The organism is Chryseobacterium sp. FH2, assembly GCF_001045455.1.
In the GTDB taxonomy this organism is placed as follows: domain Bacteria; phylum Bacteroidota; class Bacteroidia; order Flavobacteriales; family Weeksellaceae; genus Chryseobacterium.
This window is the reverse complement of the sequence record NZ_LFNE01000003.1, coordinates 103,964-121,440: the sequence shown is the minus strand read 5'-3', so window position 1 is coordinate 121,440 and position 17,477 is coordinate 103,964. Positions and strand designations below refer to the sequence as shown.

General features: G+C 37.0%; 21 protein-coding genes and 1 pseudogene. All 22 read right to left on the bottom strand.

All coding sequences use genetic code 11. The features are described 5' to 3' along the window. Positions 1-242: 242 nt before the first annotated feature. The 22 genes and pseudogenes from ACM39_RS05695 to ACM39_RS05595 all read right to left on the bottom strand — a co-directional run bounded on the left by ACM39_RS05695 (position 243) and on the right by ACM39_RS05595 (position 17,393). On the bottom strand, positions 243-1,070 hold the full coding sequence (locus ACM39_RS05695; protein WP_048510070.1) for a helix-turn-helix domain-containing protein: 828 nt from the start codon (positions 1,068-1,070) through the stop codon (positions 243-245). 57 nt (positions 1,071-1,127) lie between these two features. Further along, positions 1,128-2,171, bottom strand: coding sequence for an SDR family NAD(P)-dependent oxidoreductase (locus ACM39_RS05690; RefSeq protein ID WP_048510069.1), 1,044 nt, complete (start codon positions 2,169-2,171; stop codon positions 1,128-1,130). Between the two features lie 230 nt (positions 2,172-2,401). Beyond that, positions 2,402-3,316 carry a helix-turn-helix domain-containing protein gene (locus tag ACM39_RS05685; RefSeq protein ID WP_048510068.1) on the bottom strand — a complete coding sequence of 305 codons (915 nt, stop codon included), beginning with the start codon at positions 3,314-3,316 and terminating at the stop codon, positions 2,402-2,404. A gap of 55 nt (positions 3,317-3,371) precedes the next feature. After that, complete coding sequence (locus tag ACM39_RS05680) at positions 3,372-4,409, bottom strand: NAD(P)-dependent alcohol dehydrogenase (protein ID WP_048510067.1); 1,038 nt, start codon at positions 4,407-4,409, stop codon at positions 3,372-3,374. Between the two features lie 216 nt (positions 4,410-4,625). Then, complete coding sequence (locus ACM39_RS05675) at positions 4,626-4,997, bottom strand: VOC family protein (RefSeq protein ID WP_048510066.1); 372 nt, start codon at positions 4,995-4,997, stop codon at positions 4,626-4,628. Beyond that, the gene (locus ACM39_RS05670; RefSeq protein ID WP_048510065.1) at positions 4,994-5,533 is read right to left on the bottom strand and encodes a DUF4199 domain-containing protein; all 540 of its coding nucleotides are present in this window, start codon (positions 5,531-5,533) and stop codon (positions 4,994-4,996) included. Before ACM39_RS05670 ends, ACM39_RS05675 begins: the two co-directional genes overlap by 4 nt. 109 nt (positions 5,534-5,642) lie before the next feature. Then, positions 5,643-6,122, bottom strand: coding sequence for a response regulator transcription factor (locus ACM39_RS05665; RefSeq protein WP_048510064.1), 480 nt, complete (start codon positions 6,120-6,122; stop codon positions 5,643-5,645). A 284-nt stretch (positions 6,123-6,406) separates the two neighbouring features. Next, complete coding sequence (locus tag ACM39_RS05660; RefSeq protein WP_048510063.1) at positions 6,407-6,634, bottom strand: hypothetical protein; 228 nt, start codon at positions 6,632-6,634, stop codon at positions 6,407-6,409. Between the two features lie 24 nt (positions 6,635-6,658). Then, the gene (locus ACM39_RS05655) at positions 6,659-7,012 is read right to left on the bottom strand and encodes a hypothetical protein (protein WP_131701416.1); all 354 of its coding nucleotides are present in this window, start codon (positions 7,010-7,012) and stop codon (positions 6,659-6,661) included. A 41-nt stretch (positions 7,013-7,053) separates the two neighbouring features. Beyond that, a complete protein-coding gene (locus ACM39_RS05650) occupies positions 7,054-7,260 on the bottom strand; it encodes a hypothetical protein (RefSeq protein WP_048510061.1) in 207 nt (68 codons plus the stop codon). A 154-nt stretch (positions 7,261-7,414) separates the two neighbouring features. Beyond that, entirely contained in the window at positions 7,415-8,389 is a 975-nt protein-coding gene (locus ACM39_RS05645) for a hypothetical protein (RefSeq protein ID WP_048510060.1), read from the bottom strand. 4 nt (positions 8,390-8,393) lie between these two features. Beyond that, the gene (locus ACM39_RS05640; RefSeq protein WP_048510059.1) at positions 8,394-8,687 is read right to left on the bottom strand and encodes a hypothetical protein; all 294 of its coding nucleotides are present in this window, start codon (positions 8,685-8,687) and stop codon (positions 8,394-8,396) included. Between the two features lie 41 nt (positions 8,688-8,728). Continuing rightward, positions 8,729-9,481, bottom strand: a complete 753-nt coding sequence (locus ACM39_RS05635) for a hypothetical protein (protein ID WP_048510058.1) — start codon at positions 9,479-9,481, stop codon at positions 8,729-8,731. Between the two features lie 440 nt (positions 9,482-9,921). Beyond that, entirely contained in the window at positions 9,922-10,425 is a 504-nt protein-coding gene (locus ACM39_RS05630; RefSeq protein ID WP_048510057.1) for a DinB family protein, read from the bottom strand. A gap of 658 nt (positions 10,426-11,083) precedes the next feature. Further along, complete coding sequence (locus ACM39_RS05625) at positions 11,084-12,454, bottom strand: T9SS type A sorting domain-containing protein (protein WP_048510056.1); 1,371 nt, start codon at positions 12,452-12,454, stop codon at positions 11,084-11,086. A 238-nt stretch (positions 12,455-12,692) separates the two neighbouring features. Beyond that, positions 12,693-12,905, bottom strand: a pseudogene (locus tag ACM39_RS05620) (helix-turn-helix domain-containing protein); the annotation flags it as partial. Positions 12,906-12,922: 17 nt separating this feature from the next. After that, positions 12,923-13,186 carry a DUF2975 domain-containing protein gene (locus ACM39_RS19405; protein ID WP_262483789.1) on the bottom strand — a complete coding sequence of 88 codons (264 nt, stop codon included), beginning with the start codon at positions 13,184-13,186 and terminating at the stop codon, positions 12,923-12,925. Positions 13,187-13,615: 429 nt separating this feature from the next. After that, positions 13,616-14,518, bottom strand: a complete 903-nt coding sequence (locus ACM39_RS05610) for a helix-turn-helix domain-containing protein (RefSeq protein WP_048510054.1) — start codon at positions 14,516-14,518, stop codon at positions 13,616-13,618. A 21-nt stretch (positions 14,519-14,539) separates the two neighbouring features. Beyond that, positions 14,540-15,328 (bottom strand): SDR family oxidoreductase, encoded by a 789-nt coding sequence (locus ACM39_RS05605; RefSeq protein ID WP_048510053.1) that lies wholly within the window; start codon positions 15,326-15,328, stop codon positions 14,540-14,542. 12 nt (positions 15,329-15,340) lie between these two features. Next, positions 15,341-16,252: an NAD(P)H-binding protein gene (locus tag ACM39_RS05600; protein ID WP_048510052.1), complete on the bottom strand. Its 912-nt coding sequence runs from the start codon at positions 16,250-16,252 to the stop codon at positions 15,341-15,343. Between the two features lie 198 nt (positions 16,253-16,450). Beyond that, a complete protein-coding gene (locus tag ACM39_RS19535; RefSeq protein WP_262483788.1) occupies positions 16,451-16,579 on the bottom strand; it encodes a hypothetical protein in 129 nt (42 codons plus the stop codon). A gap of 1 nt (position 16,580) precedes the next feature. Beyond that, positions 16,581-17,393, bottom strand: a complete 813-nt coding sequence (locus ACM39_RS05595) for an oxidoreductase (RefSeq protein ID WP_048510051.1) — start codon at positions 17,391-17,393, stop codon at positions 16,581-16,583. Positions 17,394-17,477: the final 84 nt, after the last annotated feature.

Here is a 17,477-nt window from a genome sequence, read left to right as displayed (position 1 = left end):
TACTTTAAATCAATATAATCATGAAAACTCATAGTTCGAGTTGTACAAAAGTCGCACAAAATGAAATGCTACAAAGTCTTTTTTTAGATGCTTAACAGTATTTTCTGCTTTCGATAAAATAAATCTATATCATTGCTTGCTAATCCATTTACATCAATTCCGTGGTGAATATCATTAATTAAGAAATAAAAATGCCTTTGATATTACCAAACGATTCCTAATGAAAAATTTCTCTGCCAGTGTTAGCTGCCAGACTTGGCTTTTCGGTTGGTCAGCTCTGTAGGTGGATAGCCAAAATGCTTTTTAAAGACAAAGGAAAAATGAGATAGATTTTCAAAACCAACTTCATAAAATATTTCAACAGGCTTTCGGCCTTTCTCTGTAAGTTGGTAATGGGCAAGCTCTAACCGTTTTTGTGTAAGCCACTTTCGTGGTGTCGTGTAAAATGCTTTTTTGAAATCCCGTTTAAAGGTTGTCAAACTACGTCCCGTCAAATAACCAAACTTTTCCATTGGCATATTGAACATATAGTTCTTTTCCATAAACTCGGCAAGGTCGATTTTACCCGGTTCAGAAAAATCGGCTAAAAGATTATCAATACCTTTATCAGTAGTTCTCAGAATGGTTAATGCTTCTTCAATCTTTACGGAAATGATTTTTTCGGGTAGTTCGTCCGATAAATCAAAGTATGGTATTATTGAAGCAAAAAAACTTTCCAATAACGGATGTTTATCAAATGTCCTGATTTTATGTGTATGCGGTTCTGAAAGCTGAATTGGATTTTTAGTGTAAAACCTTTTCAACCTTTCAGTAGTTAAGGTCATCACCACCGATTTGTAAGGTCTTCCGTCTTTAGGATATTTAATGTAAGTTGATAATTCATTTCTTGGTATAAGTAATGTATCGCCTGCACCGAAAGTAAATGAACTGTCCGCTTGTATTACTTTCATCTCGCCCGAAATAATCCGTATAAAAGAATGATACTCTAAAATGATTTCATCTTTGAAATACTTTTCTTCAATACACGATAAGACAATTTCGGCATATTTATTTTGTTGTTTATCAGCCATACGAAATACAAAATTACAAAAATGAAAGAGAGGCGTTGCTAAAACACCCCTCTATAATCACTTGGAAATTATATTTTCAAATTTTACACCTGTCAATTCTTCGCTCAAAGTCCAAAGTCTTTTTGCTGTTTTTTCTTCCAAAGCATAAGGCATTACACCCTCAATTTTGCTCACACCGTGCATACGGCTTTCCGGGTCGTCAATATTTCCTAAATCCAATTCGGCTACTTCAGCATTTTCACAATACACACCACCAATGTTGCTGAGTAATGTGCTTGTGGCAGCAAAAATTGTAGTAGAAGCACCTTGTGGAATGGTTTTCAATCCTTTTGATGGGTCATAAACCACATTATTATCTGCATCAAACACACCTAATTTTTGCAAGTCTTCATTGGAAAGCAAACGACCCAACTCGGTTTCCACGATAGAACCCGGATGTAAAGAATAAGAACGCACGCCAAAGTCTCTACCTCTGTTGTCCAGCTCTAATGCAAAAAGAATATTTGCCGTTTTAGATTGTCCGTAAGCCGCCAAGCCTTGACTATCATATTCACGGTTTTCAAAATTCGGGTCGTCAAAAACAATGTTTGAAAAATGATGTCCCCACGAAGAAACATTTACTACTCTTGCTCCGCTGGCTTTTACCAAAGCACCCCAAAGACGTGCAGTTAATTGAAAATGCCCTAAATGATTGGTTGAAAAGTGAGTTTCATAACCACGACTATCACGCTGTAACGGAGCCCACATTATGCCTGCATTGTTGATAAGTAAGTGTAATGGTCTGCCCGAAGCCAAAAACTTTTCGGCAAACTGGTCAATGGAGGCGGGGTTCATCAAATCCATTGTTTCCAATTCTACATTTGGAATACCCTCTAAACTTTGCTGTGCTTTTTCGGTATTTCTTGCAGGAACGATAACCGTTGCACCAGCCGAAGTCAATGTTTTTGCAGTTTCTAATCCGATACCTGCATAACCACCTGTTACAATGACTGTTTTTCCTGTTAAATCAATTCCTTTAATTACTTCTGTTGATGTAGATGCTGCATTAAATCCTGAACCTATCGGTTTTTGTAATGCTCCCTGATAATTACTCTGTCCCATTATTTTAAAAATTTTATTGAGACAAAGGTAGACAGGCTTAATTCCTGAAACTTTGTTTTAAAGACCTATTTTACTTTGTTGAGAGGTCAGCTCAGGCTCGCCAGTACCTGGTTGTCCCATAAAAAATAAAAAGAGGGAAGGAAAAATTTTTATCTCGTCCTTGTTAATTTCAGGTGTATAACCAAATTGCTTTTTGAAAGCAAGCAAAAATGAGACAAGGCACTCTATTGTCAATTAAACGATTGCCGAAACTCTGAAGGTGAAATATCGGTTTTCTTCTTAAACAATTTATTGAATGATTGTGGATATTCAAAACCTAACTGATACGCGATTTCGCTTACCGATAAATTAGTCGTGGCTAATAGTTCTTTCGATTTGTCAATAAGCTTGTTGTGTATGTGCTGTTGCGTGGTTTGTCCCGTAATGCTACGCAGCATATCGCTTAAATAATCGGGCGAAAGGTTTAATTGTTGTGCAACAAACTGAACGGTTGGCAGTCCGGTTTCTACGATATTTTCATTGAAATAATCATTAAGAAGGTTTTCTAACCGGACTAAAACTTCGTCGCTTGCGGGTTTTCGTGTTATAAACTGGCGATTGTAAAAACGGTTTGCATAATTGAGCAACAAATCCAGATGCGAAACAATAATATCCTGGCTGAAAGTGTCAATATTTGATTTTAATTCCTGTTGAATTTGCTGGATTAACGCGGAAACAACATTCATTTCCGTTTCTGAAAGATGCAATGCTTCTGACAAATCGTAAGAGAAAAATCCGTATTGGTTGATGCTTTTTCCTAATGGATAATTTCGGATTAAATCGGCCTTGAAAAACAATGCAAAACCAGTTGCCTGATAAGCATCTGTTTCTGAAACGCTGAAAACCTGACCGGGTTTGGTAAAAATCATCACACCTTCGTTGAAATCGTAATAGCGTTGCCCATATCTCATTTTACATTTGTTCCCTTGCTTCACCGAAACACAATAAAAATCCTGACTAAAATGCTTCCACACTTCGCGGTTATTTTCGTAATCGAACAAACTAACATCTGCCACACTAATTAACGGATTATGTGGTTTGGGAAGATGGAATAATTCGTGCAATTCCGAAATGGATTTTATACTGTAAGGTGCAGACTTTTTCATTCCTGTAAATTTATAAAAAAGAAAGAAGTTGTTCTTCTTCCTTTTAATTTTTTAATTATAAAGTGGACATATCAATTACGAAACGATAACGTACATCGCCTTTTTCCAATCGTTCAAAAGCGTTGTCAATATCTTTTATATCAATCAGTTCAATATCTGAAACAATGTTGTGTTCAGCACAAAAATCGAGCATCTGCTGCGCTTCGTGCAGACCACCGTGTCCGGAACCTGTAATCACTTTGTTGCCCACAACTACGGAGAAAGATGATATCTCCCAAGGTTTTGACGGTAAACCAACATTGATATAAACGCCATTTGTCCGTAAAACCGCAATCAAGGGATTGATGTCGTGGTTGACTGAAACCGTGTCCAGAATAAAATCAAAAGAATGAAAAACGGCCTTCATTTGTTCTTCGTCTTTTGAAACCACAAAATGATGGGCACCGAGTTTTTTGGCGTCTTCTTCTTTATTGGGCGAAGTGCTGAAAACGGTAACTTCCGCACCCAATGCCACGCCAAATTTTACAGCCATATGCCCGAGCCCGCCCAAACCGATAACGCCTAATTTGTGCCCTTTCCCGACTTTCCATTTTTTCAAAGGCGAATACGTGGTAACGCCCGCACACAATAATGGTGCTGTTGCCGCTAAATCCAGTTTTTCGGAAATACGGAAAACATAATCTTCATCTACTACAATAGTGTTAGAATATCCGCCGTATGTTGGTTGTCCGTTTCGGTTCAAACTATTGTAAGTCTGCACATTTTCTGCACAAAAAACTTCGTGCCCGTTTTTACAATCTTCACATTCCCTGCAAGAGTCCACATAAGTTCCAACGCCTGCAAGGTCGCCAATTTTGAACTTCTTGGCGTGGTCGCCTACTTTTATAATTTTCCCGACAATTTCGTGTCCCGGAACCATCGGGAAAATCCCCGGAAACCATTCGTTTTTGAGGTTATGGATGTCGGTATGACAAACACCACAATACTGAATTTCTATCTGAACATCGTGATTACCAACTTCCCGTCTTTCAAAGTTCCAGGGTTGTAACTGTTCATTTGTGGCTTGTGCTGCATATCCTTTTGTTTGTATCATTTATCATAATTTTTTATAATACAAATTTCAGCAAAGAAATGTTGTTGAAATTATCCAAATCCTTGAAATGATTGTCCAAAAACCGGCAGTTGTAGTTTTTTACGTAACGGTTCAAGACTTCGCGAAATGGAGAAAAATCGGAGCGGAAACATTCAGTAAATCAAAATTTCAACCGAAGAACCAAGCTTGGATTTTAGCATTTTCGCCCTTCTTTTCTTAACGATGCTGGTCAATAAGAATATTATTTCCGTCCGGGTCGGTCAAAGTTATGTAGGCTGGTCCTTCTGATTGCGTGTCAGCTTCCGCAGTTAATGCTATCCCTGCATTTCGCAACTGTTCCTGAATGGCCCTTACATCATCAAATTCTTCTAAATTTTGTGCGTTGCCATCCCAACCCGGATTGAAAGTGATAATATTGCCTTCAAACATTCCCTGAAAAAGACCAATTACGGCATTCTCATTTTTTAGGACAATCCAGTTCTGGTCAATGTTACCTCCTTTGTATTTGAACCCTAATTTTTCATAAAAATCTTTTGATTTATGAATGTCTTTTACTGCAAGACTTACAGAAAATGCTCCTAATTTCATATTGTATTATTTTTAGTTTTGCTTTTTAAAATTAATGCGCTTATCAATGTTACAATTAACCCGACAGGTAAAATTTCCGCATAGGTCATCATTGCATTAAAGAAGGGATTTTTGTACATTTTGGCGAATTCCGCCATTTCTTTAGTTTTGCTTTCTATTTCCGTCATTGTTGCCCCGCTCGTTTTCATATTTTCAATTTCACGGACACCATATTTGTCCATAAAATCAGGAATGAAGAAAAAATAGTATACTAACCACGAAACAACATAAATGGTCGAAGCAATCAATACAATCAAAATTCCGATTTTAAAAGCTTTTCCAAAACTGATAGTACCGTTGTTAAATTTGTCGCGATAATTGCGGATGCCCACAAAAACCATCGAAAAAGCAATCAGCATAGAAGCGTAGCCGATGAGCATACTTGTGTTCCAGTCCACGTTGCCTTCGCAATGACTGTAATAGTTCATTGAAAACAGCATTATAACCGAAACGATAACGCCCGAAATAAGTCCGTAGATGAGAATGTTCTTTTGCATTATTTAAATTATTTGTTACTGCAAAAGTGAGAAAAGCGATGCTCTTTTAGATTATACTTTCGGCCATTTTTGCGTTTTTCTGTTCAATTTTATACTAAAGGATAACTTTTTAAGGTATGATATTCAGCCTTTTGGCTTTTTCAACGGCTTGTATCCTTCTCTTTACATCCAGTTTTTCAAAAAGGTTCTGGTTGTGTGCTTTTACGGTGCTTAACGAAACGAAAAGCTGCGATGCAATTTCCTGGTTGCTGCTCCCTTTTGCTAAAAGTGCTAAAACTTCTAGTTCTCTTTTGCTCAATTCAAGTTCGGAAATGAGTGAAGTATTCGGAACAAAAGTTTCAGGCTTTTCAATGTAAATTTCTTTTTCGATAATAACCGTTTCAATTTTTGGTTTTGACAATTTTAGGGCAAGCCAAATTCCTAATGCTGTAAATAACACAGCGATTAGTCCTATATAAATTTCATATGAATGGCTAAAAATAATGAACCGAAGTTCTAACCATTTAAGAAAAAACAACAGGAATGCTAAGCTAATTCCATAGATGATATTTGCCTTGTTGTTGAGCAATATATTTTTGTTAATTTTCATAAATTCTGTTGATGACATTAGCTATCTCAAAAATAATAAAATAATTCGGGCCGATTACAAATCTGCGGTATCGGGATTTTTTTGTCATTCCGAAGAACGGGCATTCCCCGTTTTTCTATATTGTATGCTTTCACGCCTATCATAATAGTCTTTCTCCATCGTGTCATAATACATTTTATCTACACGGCATTCGCAGCTGTCTTTTTTCAGTGTAAGCGAAACTACTCTTTCGCCCAACGGGAAATTCCCCGTCCCCAGTTGGTTACTTCAAACCCTTTCTTTTTTCAGTATTTCTGCAAAGATGAGCTTTCGTTTCCGTCATCGGAAATGCTGTTGGCTAATTGGTTATACAGGCGGGTAAGCTCTATGATTCTGTCTTCTGTTGTATCTGCATTGGCGATGGTAAAATCCACTACTTTTTCGGCAAAATCCTTTGGCGCAGGTTTTGGCTCTTCTTTTTCCCTGCAGGAAAATATCAAGAAAATAAGAGGCAGGTAAATGAGCGGTTTCATTTTATACTTGTGTTAATCTTATTTTCAAAAATCATCCAGCAAATACCTGGTATCTTCAATGGTGCAGCTTTTTACAAGGCTGTCTTTCCCGAACTCAAATACCAGCCGCTTTGTTGTTACGGGCGAATAAACTCCAAACCTGTCGCTTTCCGCTTCAAGGACGTATCTTGTATAAAATACTTCTCTCTCGGGAAAGCGGCTTACATCTTGCGGCTTACCTAATAAGCTGTCGATTTGTGCATAGCTTTTGCTTTTTAACGGATAATTCTTTACCAAATCTTCTGCCATCGCAGACCTGTGCCTAAAATCGTAGAAAAAGGCTTCTTTTTTCCAGACTTCCGCGTCAAATTTTTTGTCGCCCTTGCAGGACAACAGCATCAAAAAGACAGGCAGGTAGAAGTATTTTTGTTTCATCTTAATCAGTTATAATGCACGTTTTCAAAAGCGAGATACAAATACCAGAATGCTGCTGCTACAGCAAGCATCACAATGGTAAGAATGATGTAGAACGTCTTTCTTTTCTGAGCAGTTTCCTCCGCATTTCCACGCCCGGGAAGCAGCACAAAACCCCGCCATATTAAAAAAGCAGCGATTGTAAAAAGCAGGTACTGACCTACTGTTGGCATATTTAACAGCCTTCCAACATATACAAACCGGAATATAAACCTGAGAGTGCTAAGGGCAATAAACGTTATCATCAACAACCCCAGCTCTTTTAATACGAGCAGCAGGTAGCGGGAAAATTTGTTTTTTTTCATTTGTGTTAATATTTTATTTTTTCTATTTATATTTTTCGTTCAGCAATCGTAACATTTCCTCATCTTCCTTAGTAAACTCAACTGTGTGGTAGGTCATATCATCCAACTTTATCATATCGCAGCCAAGAGTTATCTTCAAGTTATATAAGGACGGGTCAGATACCGGGAATTTCATTTTGTCATAAGGAATATTCTGCATCCTGCATTGAATGGCAATGCTTTCGTTTGGCTTTAAATATGTATCGGGGTCGGAGCCATTACTGCAAATCCAGCCACTGTTTTCATTAGTGCCGGATTGTATGCTTATTCTTGTGCCGTAAACATTTATTGCCTGACCTGATTTGTTTTTAAATTCACAAAATACATAAGGTTTGCCGTCAACCATATCTATTTTCAGGAATTTTCCTTCCAGCAGTTTCAGCTTGGCTTCGTTTTGCAGGTATTTTTGTTTGCGTTCGTTCAATTCTTTATAAATGGTGTAATCTTTATCTCTTTCTAACAGTGCAAGCCATTCTTTTTTGGTAAGGTTGCTAATTGCTCTAATACTTTTAAAATTATTGCTTGTTGTATTTACCGTATAGGCAGTAAACATCAAATGGACTTCATTTAGTTTCGGTAGTTTCGGAAACATTTTACCAATTGCAGGTGCTTCATAATCCTGCGATTGCGGTTGACCAGGTTGTAGAAGAGCAGGAAGAGGCTTGGTGTCCAGCCATTCCATACCATCACCTATTTCCCCATTATGTATTACCAGTATTCCAGAAAACGAGGTAATAGGTTCTTTTCCCAGATTGTTCCATTCTACCGTAGCATAATATTTCCCCGATTTTTTGAATATTTTTTTGAGGGAAACATCCAGCACTTCCAGCTTTCGGTTGTTGTCGAAAATTTTGCTGAGGCTGTCCATTCTGGCTTTTTCTTCGGGCGTGAGCGGTGCGAGCTGTGCTTTAACCGAAACCGTGGAAATCATTATAATGAAGAATAATAGCTGTTTCATCTTTTTATTTTAATGTCTTTTTTAAGTGATGGATAAAGAAAAAAACAATGATTAATACAACAGACCATCCTACCACTATCATTGAGAGGAACTGGAAGATAATTTCTCCGAAAACCTTGCTTTCGCCGAAACACTGCACTTCATCGCCCCAAATGTCCGTTCCCATAGCGCCTTCGGAATTGCAGTTCACACACGCCAGATATTCGGGTAAAACAATGCCCGAATAAAACAAAAGAACGGGTATGTAGATTGTCAGCAATATGATTTTAACTGCTTTCAGTATTTTCAGCTTGTTCATTCCTGGTTTATTTTATCATCTGTGAGTTTGATTTAAATAGGTTAGCATAATAGCCACCATAACGTAAAATAATCTAATTTACCGTTTTTGAAATAAAACAAAAACGCGTTTTCTTTCTCTTTATCAATATAAAATCTAAACCTGGCTTCATCGGGCTTTTCCAATTTTTCAATTTTTGAGTGTGGGAACTTTCTTTTAAATGCTTCTAATGTGGTGCTTTTATCCAAGGTGATGTTGTGGGAAATTATCCTGAAAGAATTATTGCCTGCAAAAGCCATATCAAACAACACAATATGGTTATTGGTGCTGAACTCGATATTTTCTCCATAAAGCATTGTTATTTTCCCGTCGTATTTTTCAAATGTGCCTTTGGTTTCATTGTATTTCCCATAGGTTTTGGTCATCCATTGCTCGTCTAACCAATCAAACGGGCTTCCGCAATCTGCAGTTATGGTTTTTGAAGAATCAATTTTGGGATAAGCCGAGCGAAACTCATTTGCGGACAGTATAACCTGATGCCCGTTTATTAAAACATTTTCTATTTCAATGATATCTGAATTGTAAACTGTTTGCGGATTGTCTTTTTTGATTGAAACGGTTTTTTCGGTTCTGGTTTTGTCTTTGCCTGCGTTTTGGTTACAGGCAGGCAAAATCATCGCAAAAGTGATTAGGATAAGCAGGTTTTTCATCTTGGTTTTATAATTTTTGGCGGTTGTTTTGGGGTTTCCCAATGTGGTGCATTTGGGTTTAGTATATATTTCCCTTGCAGGAAAACCCGAAATTGTTTTATGCAAAGGTTGAAGATTTTATATATTAAATTTTACAGTCACGGATTATAATTGCGGCATCGTTTTTTTTTGTTCTAATAAATAATTATTCCAATTCATTTGTTAATATTTTTAGCGGTTTTTTATATTGCCCATAACTCGCCGATGGGCGCAACTTTTCTTTTTAAAGAACAGCTTTGCAATGCTGTAAGTGTTTGTTTTATAATTTTTTAATTCAAAATACCGTTCTCAAAAAACAGGCATAGTACAAATGCGACAATTTTAGTTGTAGTTTTATGCTTACTGCTAACAGTGGGGCTTTGCGATGGTGGGGCAATCGAAGAACAAATTTTCAATTTTGCATAAAAGTTTAATCGAAAAACTACCGCTGAATTTTGCAGTTTCATCCCACTATTACAAAACCTTGTTACCTCTAGCCATATTTCGTCCGTTTAATTTTTGGCTGTCTATTTATCGGCAAGCTTCTTTGCCTGAGCTACCCAATTCGGTGCATTGTTAATAGTCTGTCTAAGAACCAGGTTAAACTGTGCGGAATGATGTTGAATATGTCTCATATTATACAACAAAATTTCAAGTAAAGAATAGTTTTTGGATTCGTTAATCCAACGGTCGTTCATTCTGTTTGGTGTCAGTTCGCTAATAAGCCGATTTGCTTTTAGCCGGCAGTGTTCCAAATAGTCAAGAACCTCTGACTTTGTGTAAGTTCTTTCCGGTCTTTTACCTGTAGGGTCAAATTCTGAAAAAGTAAAAGGTTTCGGTGGTTCAAATTTATGCGGTTCTGTTGACAAGTAATAATCTGTCCAAAAAATGCAATGGAAAGACAGATACCAAAAGTCTGATTCCGTTTCCCAATGTTCATCGGGACACATATTGATTGCATTTTCGAGCATATCGAGACTTGCTCCAAATTGTGTCCAAATTGCGTCTGTTATTGATGTTGAATTCTCCATATTTTTTCTCAATTTTTCGTTATGTTAATCAGTACGCCACCAGATAGCTGGTGCTTTGCGTAGTCGCAGCATTACAGCACTGCAGTTTCTAAAATGAAATCTAAGAATTCGCAAAATTCTCATTTACAAATATTTTTTTCAGTGTCAAAATCAGGTAAAATTATTTGGTAATTTGAGTTTTTATCAAAACTGAATGGGTTTCCAAAACCATCACTTCCAAAAACAATTCAGTTATTTCCATTTTCAAAATTTTCATCAAAATAATCATTCAGTGTTTTGAATTCAATATAATTTCTATTACTGTTAAAACTTGAAAAAGGAGCGAATTGATTTGGAGCACCATTAATTAATAGTCGAATTATTGTTTCATCAGAAATTAAATTTTACTAAATAAACATTGAATTCAAGCCAATTTTCATATTTTCTTTATTTAATTTCATACGTGATTTTTTGGAAGCTTGCAGCTAACGGAAAAAGTATAGGCGAAGTATGTGATTTAGGAGAGCTTTAGTTCAAGAAAGACTTACTGAGCCGATGCTTTTTCAATGTATTGAAATTACAAAAAGAAAACGGAATTGAAAAGCAGCAGCAAAAAAGTAGAGTTTTCAATTCAGGTTTAAACCCGCATTTTGCCAATATGATATTAGCTGCAGGCATTTTAATCTTGGTTTCTCACAATTTTTTTTGTAAACATTTTTCCGTTTACATCTTCAATTTTAACCCAATAGATTCCTTTTGGTAGTGATTGGATATTGATGATATTTTTATTTTGTACAGAATGTACAATTCTTCCTTCTTCATTAAAAATTTGAACATTTTTTATATTTACCTTATGTTCGATTTGAAACATTATTTTAGTTGGATTCGGATATATAGTGATATTAGCATTATTCAAATCTAAATCCTGTGTTTGTAATACCGAAGTTGAACAAGTAATAGCAACTGGACTTGTTTTAAAATCGGTCGTGCCGTCTCCAAGTTGTCCATAGCTGTTAAATCCCCACGACCAAAGTGAACCATTAGTTTTAATTGCAAGGTTATGGTAATGTCCTCCCGCAAGTTGTGACCAATCACTTGCAATACCAATTTGTGTTGGAATATTTTTGTTTATAAAGGTTCCGTCTCCCAATTGTGCGTTATCATTTAATCCCCATGTCCACAATGTGCCATCTGTTTTAATCGCTACAGTATGATTTACTCCCGCTACAGCGGTTTTCCAATTATTCGCTGTTCCAATTTGGATTGGTACATTCTTGTTAGTGTTTGTTCCGTCTCCTAATTGTCCATAACCGTTGTAACCCCATGTCCAAAGGGTACCATCAGTTTTAATTGCTACGTTGTGGTTAGAACCCGCTGAAATCGTTTTCCAATTTGTAGCAGTTCCAATTTGTGTAGGTATATTTTTGCTAATATTTGTGCCATCACCTAGTTGACCTTGAAGATTATTTCCCCACGACCAAATAGTACCCTCTGATTTTAATGCTAAAGTATAGAGATTACCTCCTTTTATATCTTCCCAATTGGTCGCAGTACCAATTTGCGTTGGAAAAGGTTTGTTGTTAGATGTTCCATCTCCCAACTGACCATCGTTATTTAATCCCCATGTCCAAAGTGTACCGTTATTTTTGAGTGCTATTGAATGTGCACTACCTGCAGATGTGTTTTTCCAGTCTGTTTGGGTGTTTATTTGGACTGGGCTGTTTTTATGCGTTGATGTGCCGTCTCCAATTTGTCCTGCGTTGTTTCCGCCCCATGACCAAAGAGTGCCATTCAATTTTATTGCAATTATGTGGTCTGCAGTTGGACCACTATTTGCAACTTTCCATTCCGCAATTCCAATTTGCAGAGGAACACTGCTGTAATTATTTGTTCCGTCTCCTAATTGTCCGTATAAATTATTTCCCCAAGCCCAAACTGTGCCATCTGATTTCAAACCTACGGAATTCCATCTTCCAGTTGAAACTTCTTTCCAACATTGTGAAAACAAAATGGAAGATAAAAATAAAAAAAGTAAACCTATTTTTTTCATAATTTCATGTGTTAATTTTTTTTAGTTGTGTTACCAGCATTTTTGATACGCTTGCTGCTAACGGAAAAGTATTGGTAAAGTGCAGGCTTTTTTGAACTAAAGTTCTTCAAAAGCCTGCACGAAATCAATGCTTTTTCAAGGCATTGAAATTACAAAAAGAAAATGGATTGAAAAACAGCAGCTAAAAAAGTGAGAGTTTTCAATTCAGAGCTTAATCTCACATTTTGCCAAATCCTTGTTAGCGGGCCATTGTTTTTTGTTCGACATTGACATACTCTAAAATATCACCAGGTTGGCATTCTAATACATTACAAATTATTTCCAAAGTGCTAAATCTAATTGCCTTTGCTTTACCAGTTTTCAATATTGAGAGATTCGATAAAGTTAATCCAACTTTGTCAGAAAGTTCATTGAGTGACATTTTTCGTTTAACCATTACAACGTCTAAATTACTACAATTGCCATAGCCTAAACAGTTAAATCATTTTCTTTTTGGATATCTACTCCTTTTTTGAAAATAGTCGCAATAATATAGATTACGGCTCCCATTAAAATAAATGCCTGACTGTCTGTCCAAAATTGGTTTAAATTGTCGGTAACAAAACCGTGATGCATTAAATTTTTAACCAACTGTCTGGCAATATAGCTTAACATCCCAATTGAAAGGGTATAATAACTAATATGTGAAAATTGTCTCGCAACAAAAGTACTGAACGGTTTTGACAAATCCATTGTGTGCATTAGCCTGATAACTGTGTAAAATAGGCAGGCTTTCAAAATTGAAATGGTTAGAATAAAGCTATAGACACCGAAAAAAAGCTAATCTACTGCCATTATACATTTCAATTAAGTCCAACTTTTGAAGATTCTGGATAAATTCAGGCTTATACAGACTGAAAAAGAAATTTGCTATTAAGCCTCCTGCTTCAATGGACAAGCCGACAAAAATAAGCCAGGCCACAATATAGCTGATTATTTACGCTTCGTCATTATTAGCGACTATGGTTCTATCGTTCGGTGTCTGTCGCTGTCAGGATAATTTGTGCCGCCTTGCGGTTGAAAGAAAAATTAATTGAAATTGGTTGATAAGGTCAAATGCTTCTACGTTTTCAAACTCCTGTATTTCCTTTTCCTGATGATATGAAGCACAAAATTCGTCTGTCAGTTAAACGACTGTCTAAATGCTAAGGGAGAGAGAGTCGTTTTTGTCTTAAACAATCGGCTAAACGACTGCGGATGCTCAAATCCTAACAGGTATGCTATTTCAGCTACGGACAAATCAGAGGTTGACAGTATTTTTTTTGCCTGCTCAATCAGTTTGTTGTGAATATGTTGCTGCGTATTCTGCCCGGTCAGGGAGCGTAACATATCACTTAAATAGGTGGCAGATAAATTAAGTTGTTCAGCCAGGTAATGCACAGTCGGGATACCATTGTCTAATGTTTTTTCATTATTGAAATAATCTTCCAAAAGGTCTTCAAACTGTTGTAATAAATTGTTGCCAACCGTTTTACGTGTAATGAATTGGCGTTTGTAAAACCTGACGCTGTAATTCAGAAGCAACTCAATTTGTGAAATAATAACATCCTGACTGAAATCGTCAATCCTGCTGTTTATTTCTTCTTCAATGATATTAAAAACAGAGAAAATGGTTTCTTTTTCCTTTTCGGATAGATGCAAAGCTTCATTGGTATTGTATGAAAAGAAACCATATTGCGTTATTTTTTTTGCTAAGGGATAAGATAACAGGAAATCAGGATGAACAAGCAAAATATACCCTTTATGGGTACTGTTACCCGGTTTCTGAAACAATTGACCGGGAGAAGTGAACACTAAACCACCCTCTCCAAAATCATAATAATGCTGTCCGTATTTAGCCTTTCCGAGATTGTCTTTGTAGGCAATTTTATAAAAGTCTAAAACCAATTGGTCAGCCAATTCTTCGGCGGGCAATTTCATATCTTCAAGGCGGATAAAACTTACCAAAGGATGCACGGGCTTTGACACCCCGAACATCCGATGGAAATCCGATAACGACTGAAACTTATGCGGTTTGTTTTTCATCTTACTAAATTACTGAATTTATTACCATGGAGTTTCCCCGGTTTCAGGATTATATTCTTCACTGATGAATTTGCCTGTAGGCCCATCTTCTCCAATCATTGCATATTTAGCAATGCGAATGCCACCCTCCTGAACGGTTCCGGTTCCCCTGTGTCCATTGAAATCGGTAGCCACAAATCCCGGACATACTGCATTTACTCTAAAAGGTGTATCTCTCAACTCGTAAGCCAGATTAATGGTGTACATATTAAGCGCTGCCTTTGAAGCAGGATAAAGGGCGGCTTTGTGCGTGTAATATTTCCAGCTGGGGTCGCAATGCAATGTTAGTGAACAGCCGCTTGATGATACATTGACAATTCTTGGCTGCTCTGATTTTCTTAATAAATCAATGAATGCCTGCGTTACCCTTACCACTCCATATAAATTGGTATCCATTACCTGCTGAAAAGCATCGGCACTTGCTTCTAATGCAGCTTGTGGAAAGCCGCCATTAATGCCGGCATTATTAATAAGCACATCGAGTACAGTCGTTTTACTACCGATTTCCTTGCGTGCAGCTTCTACTGAAGCAGTGTCTGTCACATCTAACTCAATGGCTTCTACATTTTCAAAACCCTCACTTTTCAATTGCTCTACGGCAGTGTTACCGTTATCTACATTGCGGCTTCCGATGAAAACGTAATATCCGTTTTGCAAAAGCTGTTTTGCTGTCTCGAAGCCAATTCCCTTATTCGCTCCCGTTATTAATGCTTTTTTACGCACTTCTTTATTATTATTTTCTTCGGTGTTTGTGATTACTTCGTAATTCATTTTCTTTTAAATTTATTTAGCCTGTTTATTATACGTTTGAGCAAATTCTGTGGCGAAATCGTCCAGCTTGACTTTTCCGAATGTTGGTTTATTGCGATAAAAGTCTTCAAACAGTAAACCATTACGCTGACTTGCCTGCATTGCTACCATACCGTTGGCAATTTTCGGATTCACTCCCATTTCTAACATTCCATCCAACATTTGCTCATCGGAAATTTCTATCCATTTCAAATCAGGGTTTCCGATGGCTTTTCCCAAAACTTTTGCCACTTCGTTGGGCGATGCTTCGTCACTTGCTATATAACGAACTTTTCTGCCGTTAAAAGGCAATTCCATTTCTTCAACAATTGCAGATGCAATATCTAACGGGGATACCCAAGGTTCTTTCTTGTTACCGCCATAATTTGAAATAATTGCACCTTTTTCTTTAATGCTTGAAATTGACCTGAATAAATTGGTATAGAAACCTACAGGACGCATAAACTTGATAGAAACATCATTGGGAAGCTGTTTTAAAATAGTTTCAACATCATAATGAGCCGAAAGTGTTCCATATCCTGTAGCACTATGAGCACCCACACTACTTAAATGCACAACTTTTTTTACACCGGAAGCTTCAACTGCCTGTTTGTAATTATTGCCAATGGTATGAAACCCGGCTATAAAATCAATATCCTTATCGAAGATACTCCCGATACCTTCCCACGCTTCCATCAGGTAAACTGCGTCAGCACCTCTAAATGTTTCAGATAGAAACCCGGCATCCTGGATGCTTCCTATTGCCGGAATAGCCCCCAATGCTTCAATTTCTGGTTTTCTTTCGGTTTTACTGCTGATTACGGTTACCGTGTGTCCTTTTTCAACCAATGCTTTTGTAAGCGGTTTTCCTATGTTCCCTAAAGAACCTGTTAATACGATATTCATTTCCTTGATTTTTCTTACTGCAAAGTTGCACCCATCGGCAAGAAAAGAAATAACAGAATTGAGGGATTATGTAACCGAAATGAGGATTTGGATTATAATATTATCCGCATAACTTATGATGAAAATCGCAATTGGCTGCATGGATTTGATAAACGATGCGTTGCCGTTATTTATATTTAAGATTGAATATTTGATAGTTTACTTATCCAACTTTTGCAGTGTTTGTGCAGGATAGCGTTCGCCTGCAATCTTAAAATTGATTCCTGAAATCAAACCTCCTGTAAAGCCGCGTTTACTTTCTATAATGATGTATTCCGTAAAGTCCATTTTATTTCATTTGTCTCATTATCATTTTGTCAAACAGTTTGTCCGACAATAATTTTCTTGCAATGACTGCCGATTTTGCCATATAACCACCCACATAGCGGAACTTCGGTTTTTTAGCTTCAATGCTTTTCAAAATGAGATTTGTTATTACTTCGGGTTCTGCGTTTTTTGCAGTTGCCTTTTTCATAAAGTCGGCAAGTTTGTCAATGGTTGCTTTGTAGGCGGAATGGGTTGAATTTTTCACAAGGTTGTCGTAAGCAATATTTGCCCACTCTGATTTTACGCCTCCTGGTTCTATTACGATTACATCAATGCCGAATTGTTTTACTTCATTGCGAAGTGCATCACTTAACGCTTCCAAAGCGAATTTGCTGGCGTGATACCAACCACCGTAAGGCAATGCAAACTTTCCTCCTATGGAAGATATGTTTACGATTTTACCAAACTTGTTTTCACGCATTTTAGGCAATACCAATTGTATCAATCTTGCCGCACCGAATACGTTTACCTCCAACTGATATTTTGCATCATTCATTGGCACATCTTCTATTGTGCCGTAAGCCCCAAAACCTGCGTTGTTGATTAAAACATCAATTCGTTTTTCCGTGTCTAAAATCTGTTGAACACCTTTAATCATTGATGTTTCATCGGTTACGTCCATTGAAAGCGTTTTTATTCCCAACGGCTCAAGGTCTTTCATTTTGTCTAAACGCCTTGCTGCTGCGTAAACCGTGTAACTGTTTTGAGCTAACAGCTTTGCTGTTTCTTTTCCCATTCCTGCGGAAGCTCCTGTTATTAATGCTACTTTTTTCATTGTTTCTTGTTTTTATTCCCACGAATGCACGAATATATTTTTCAGTACATAAGCGGTGATTATTTTGTTATAATACATTATTGT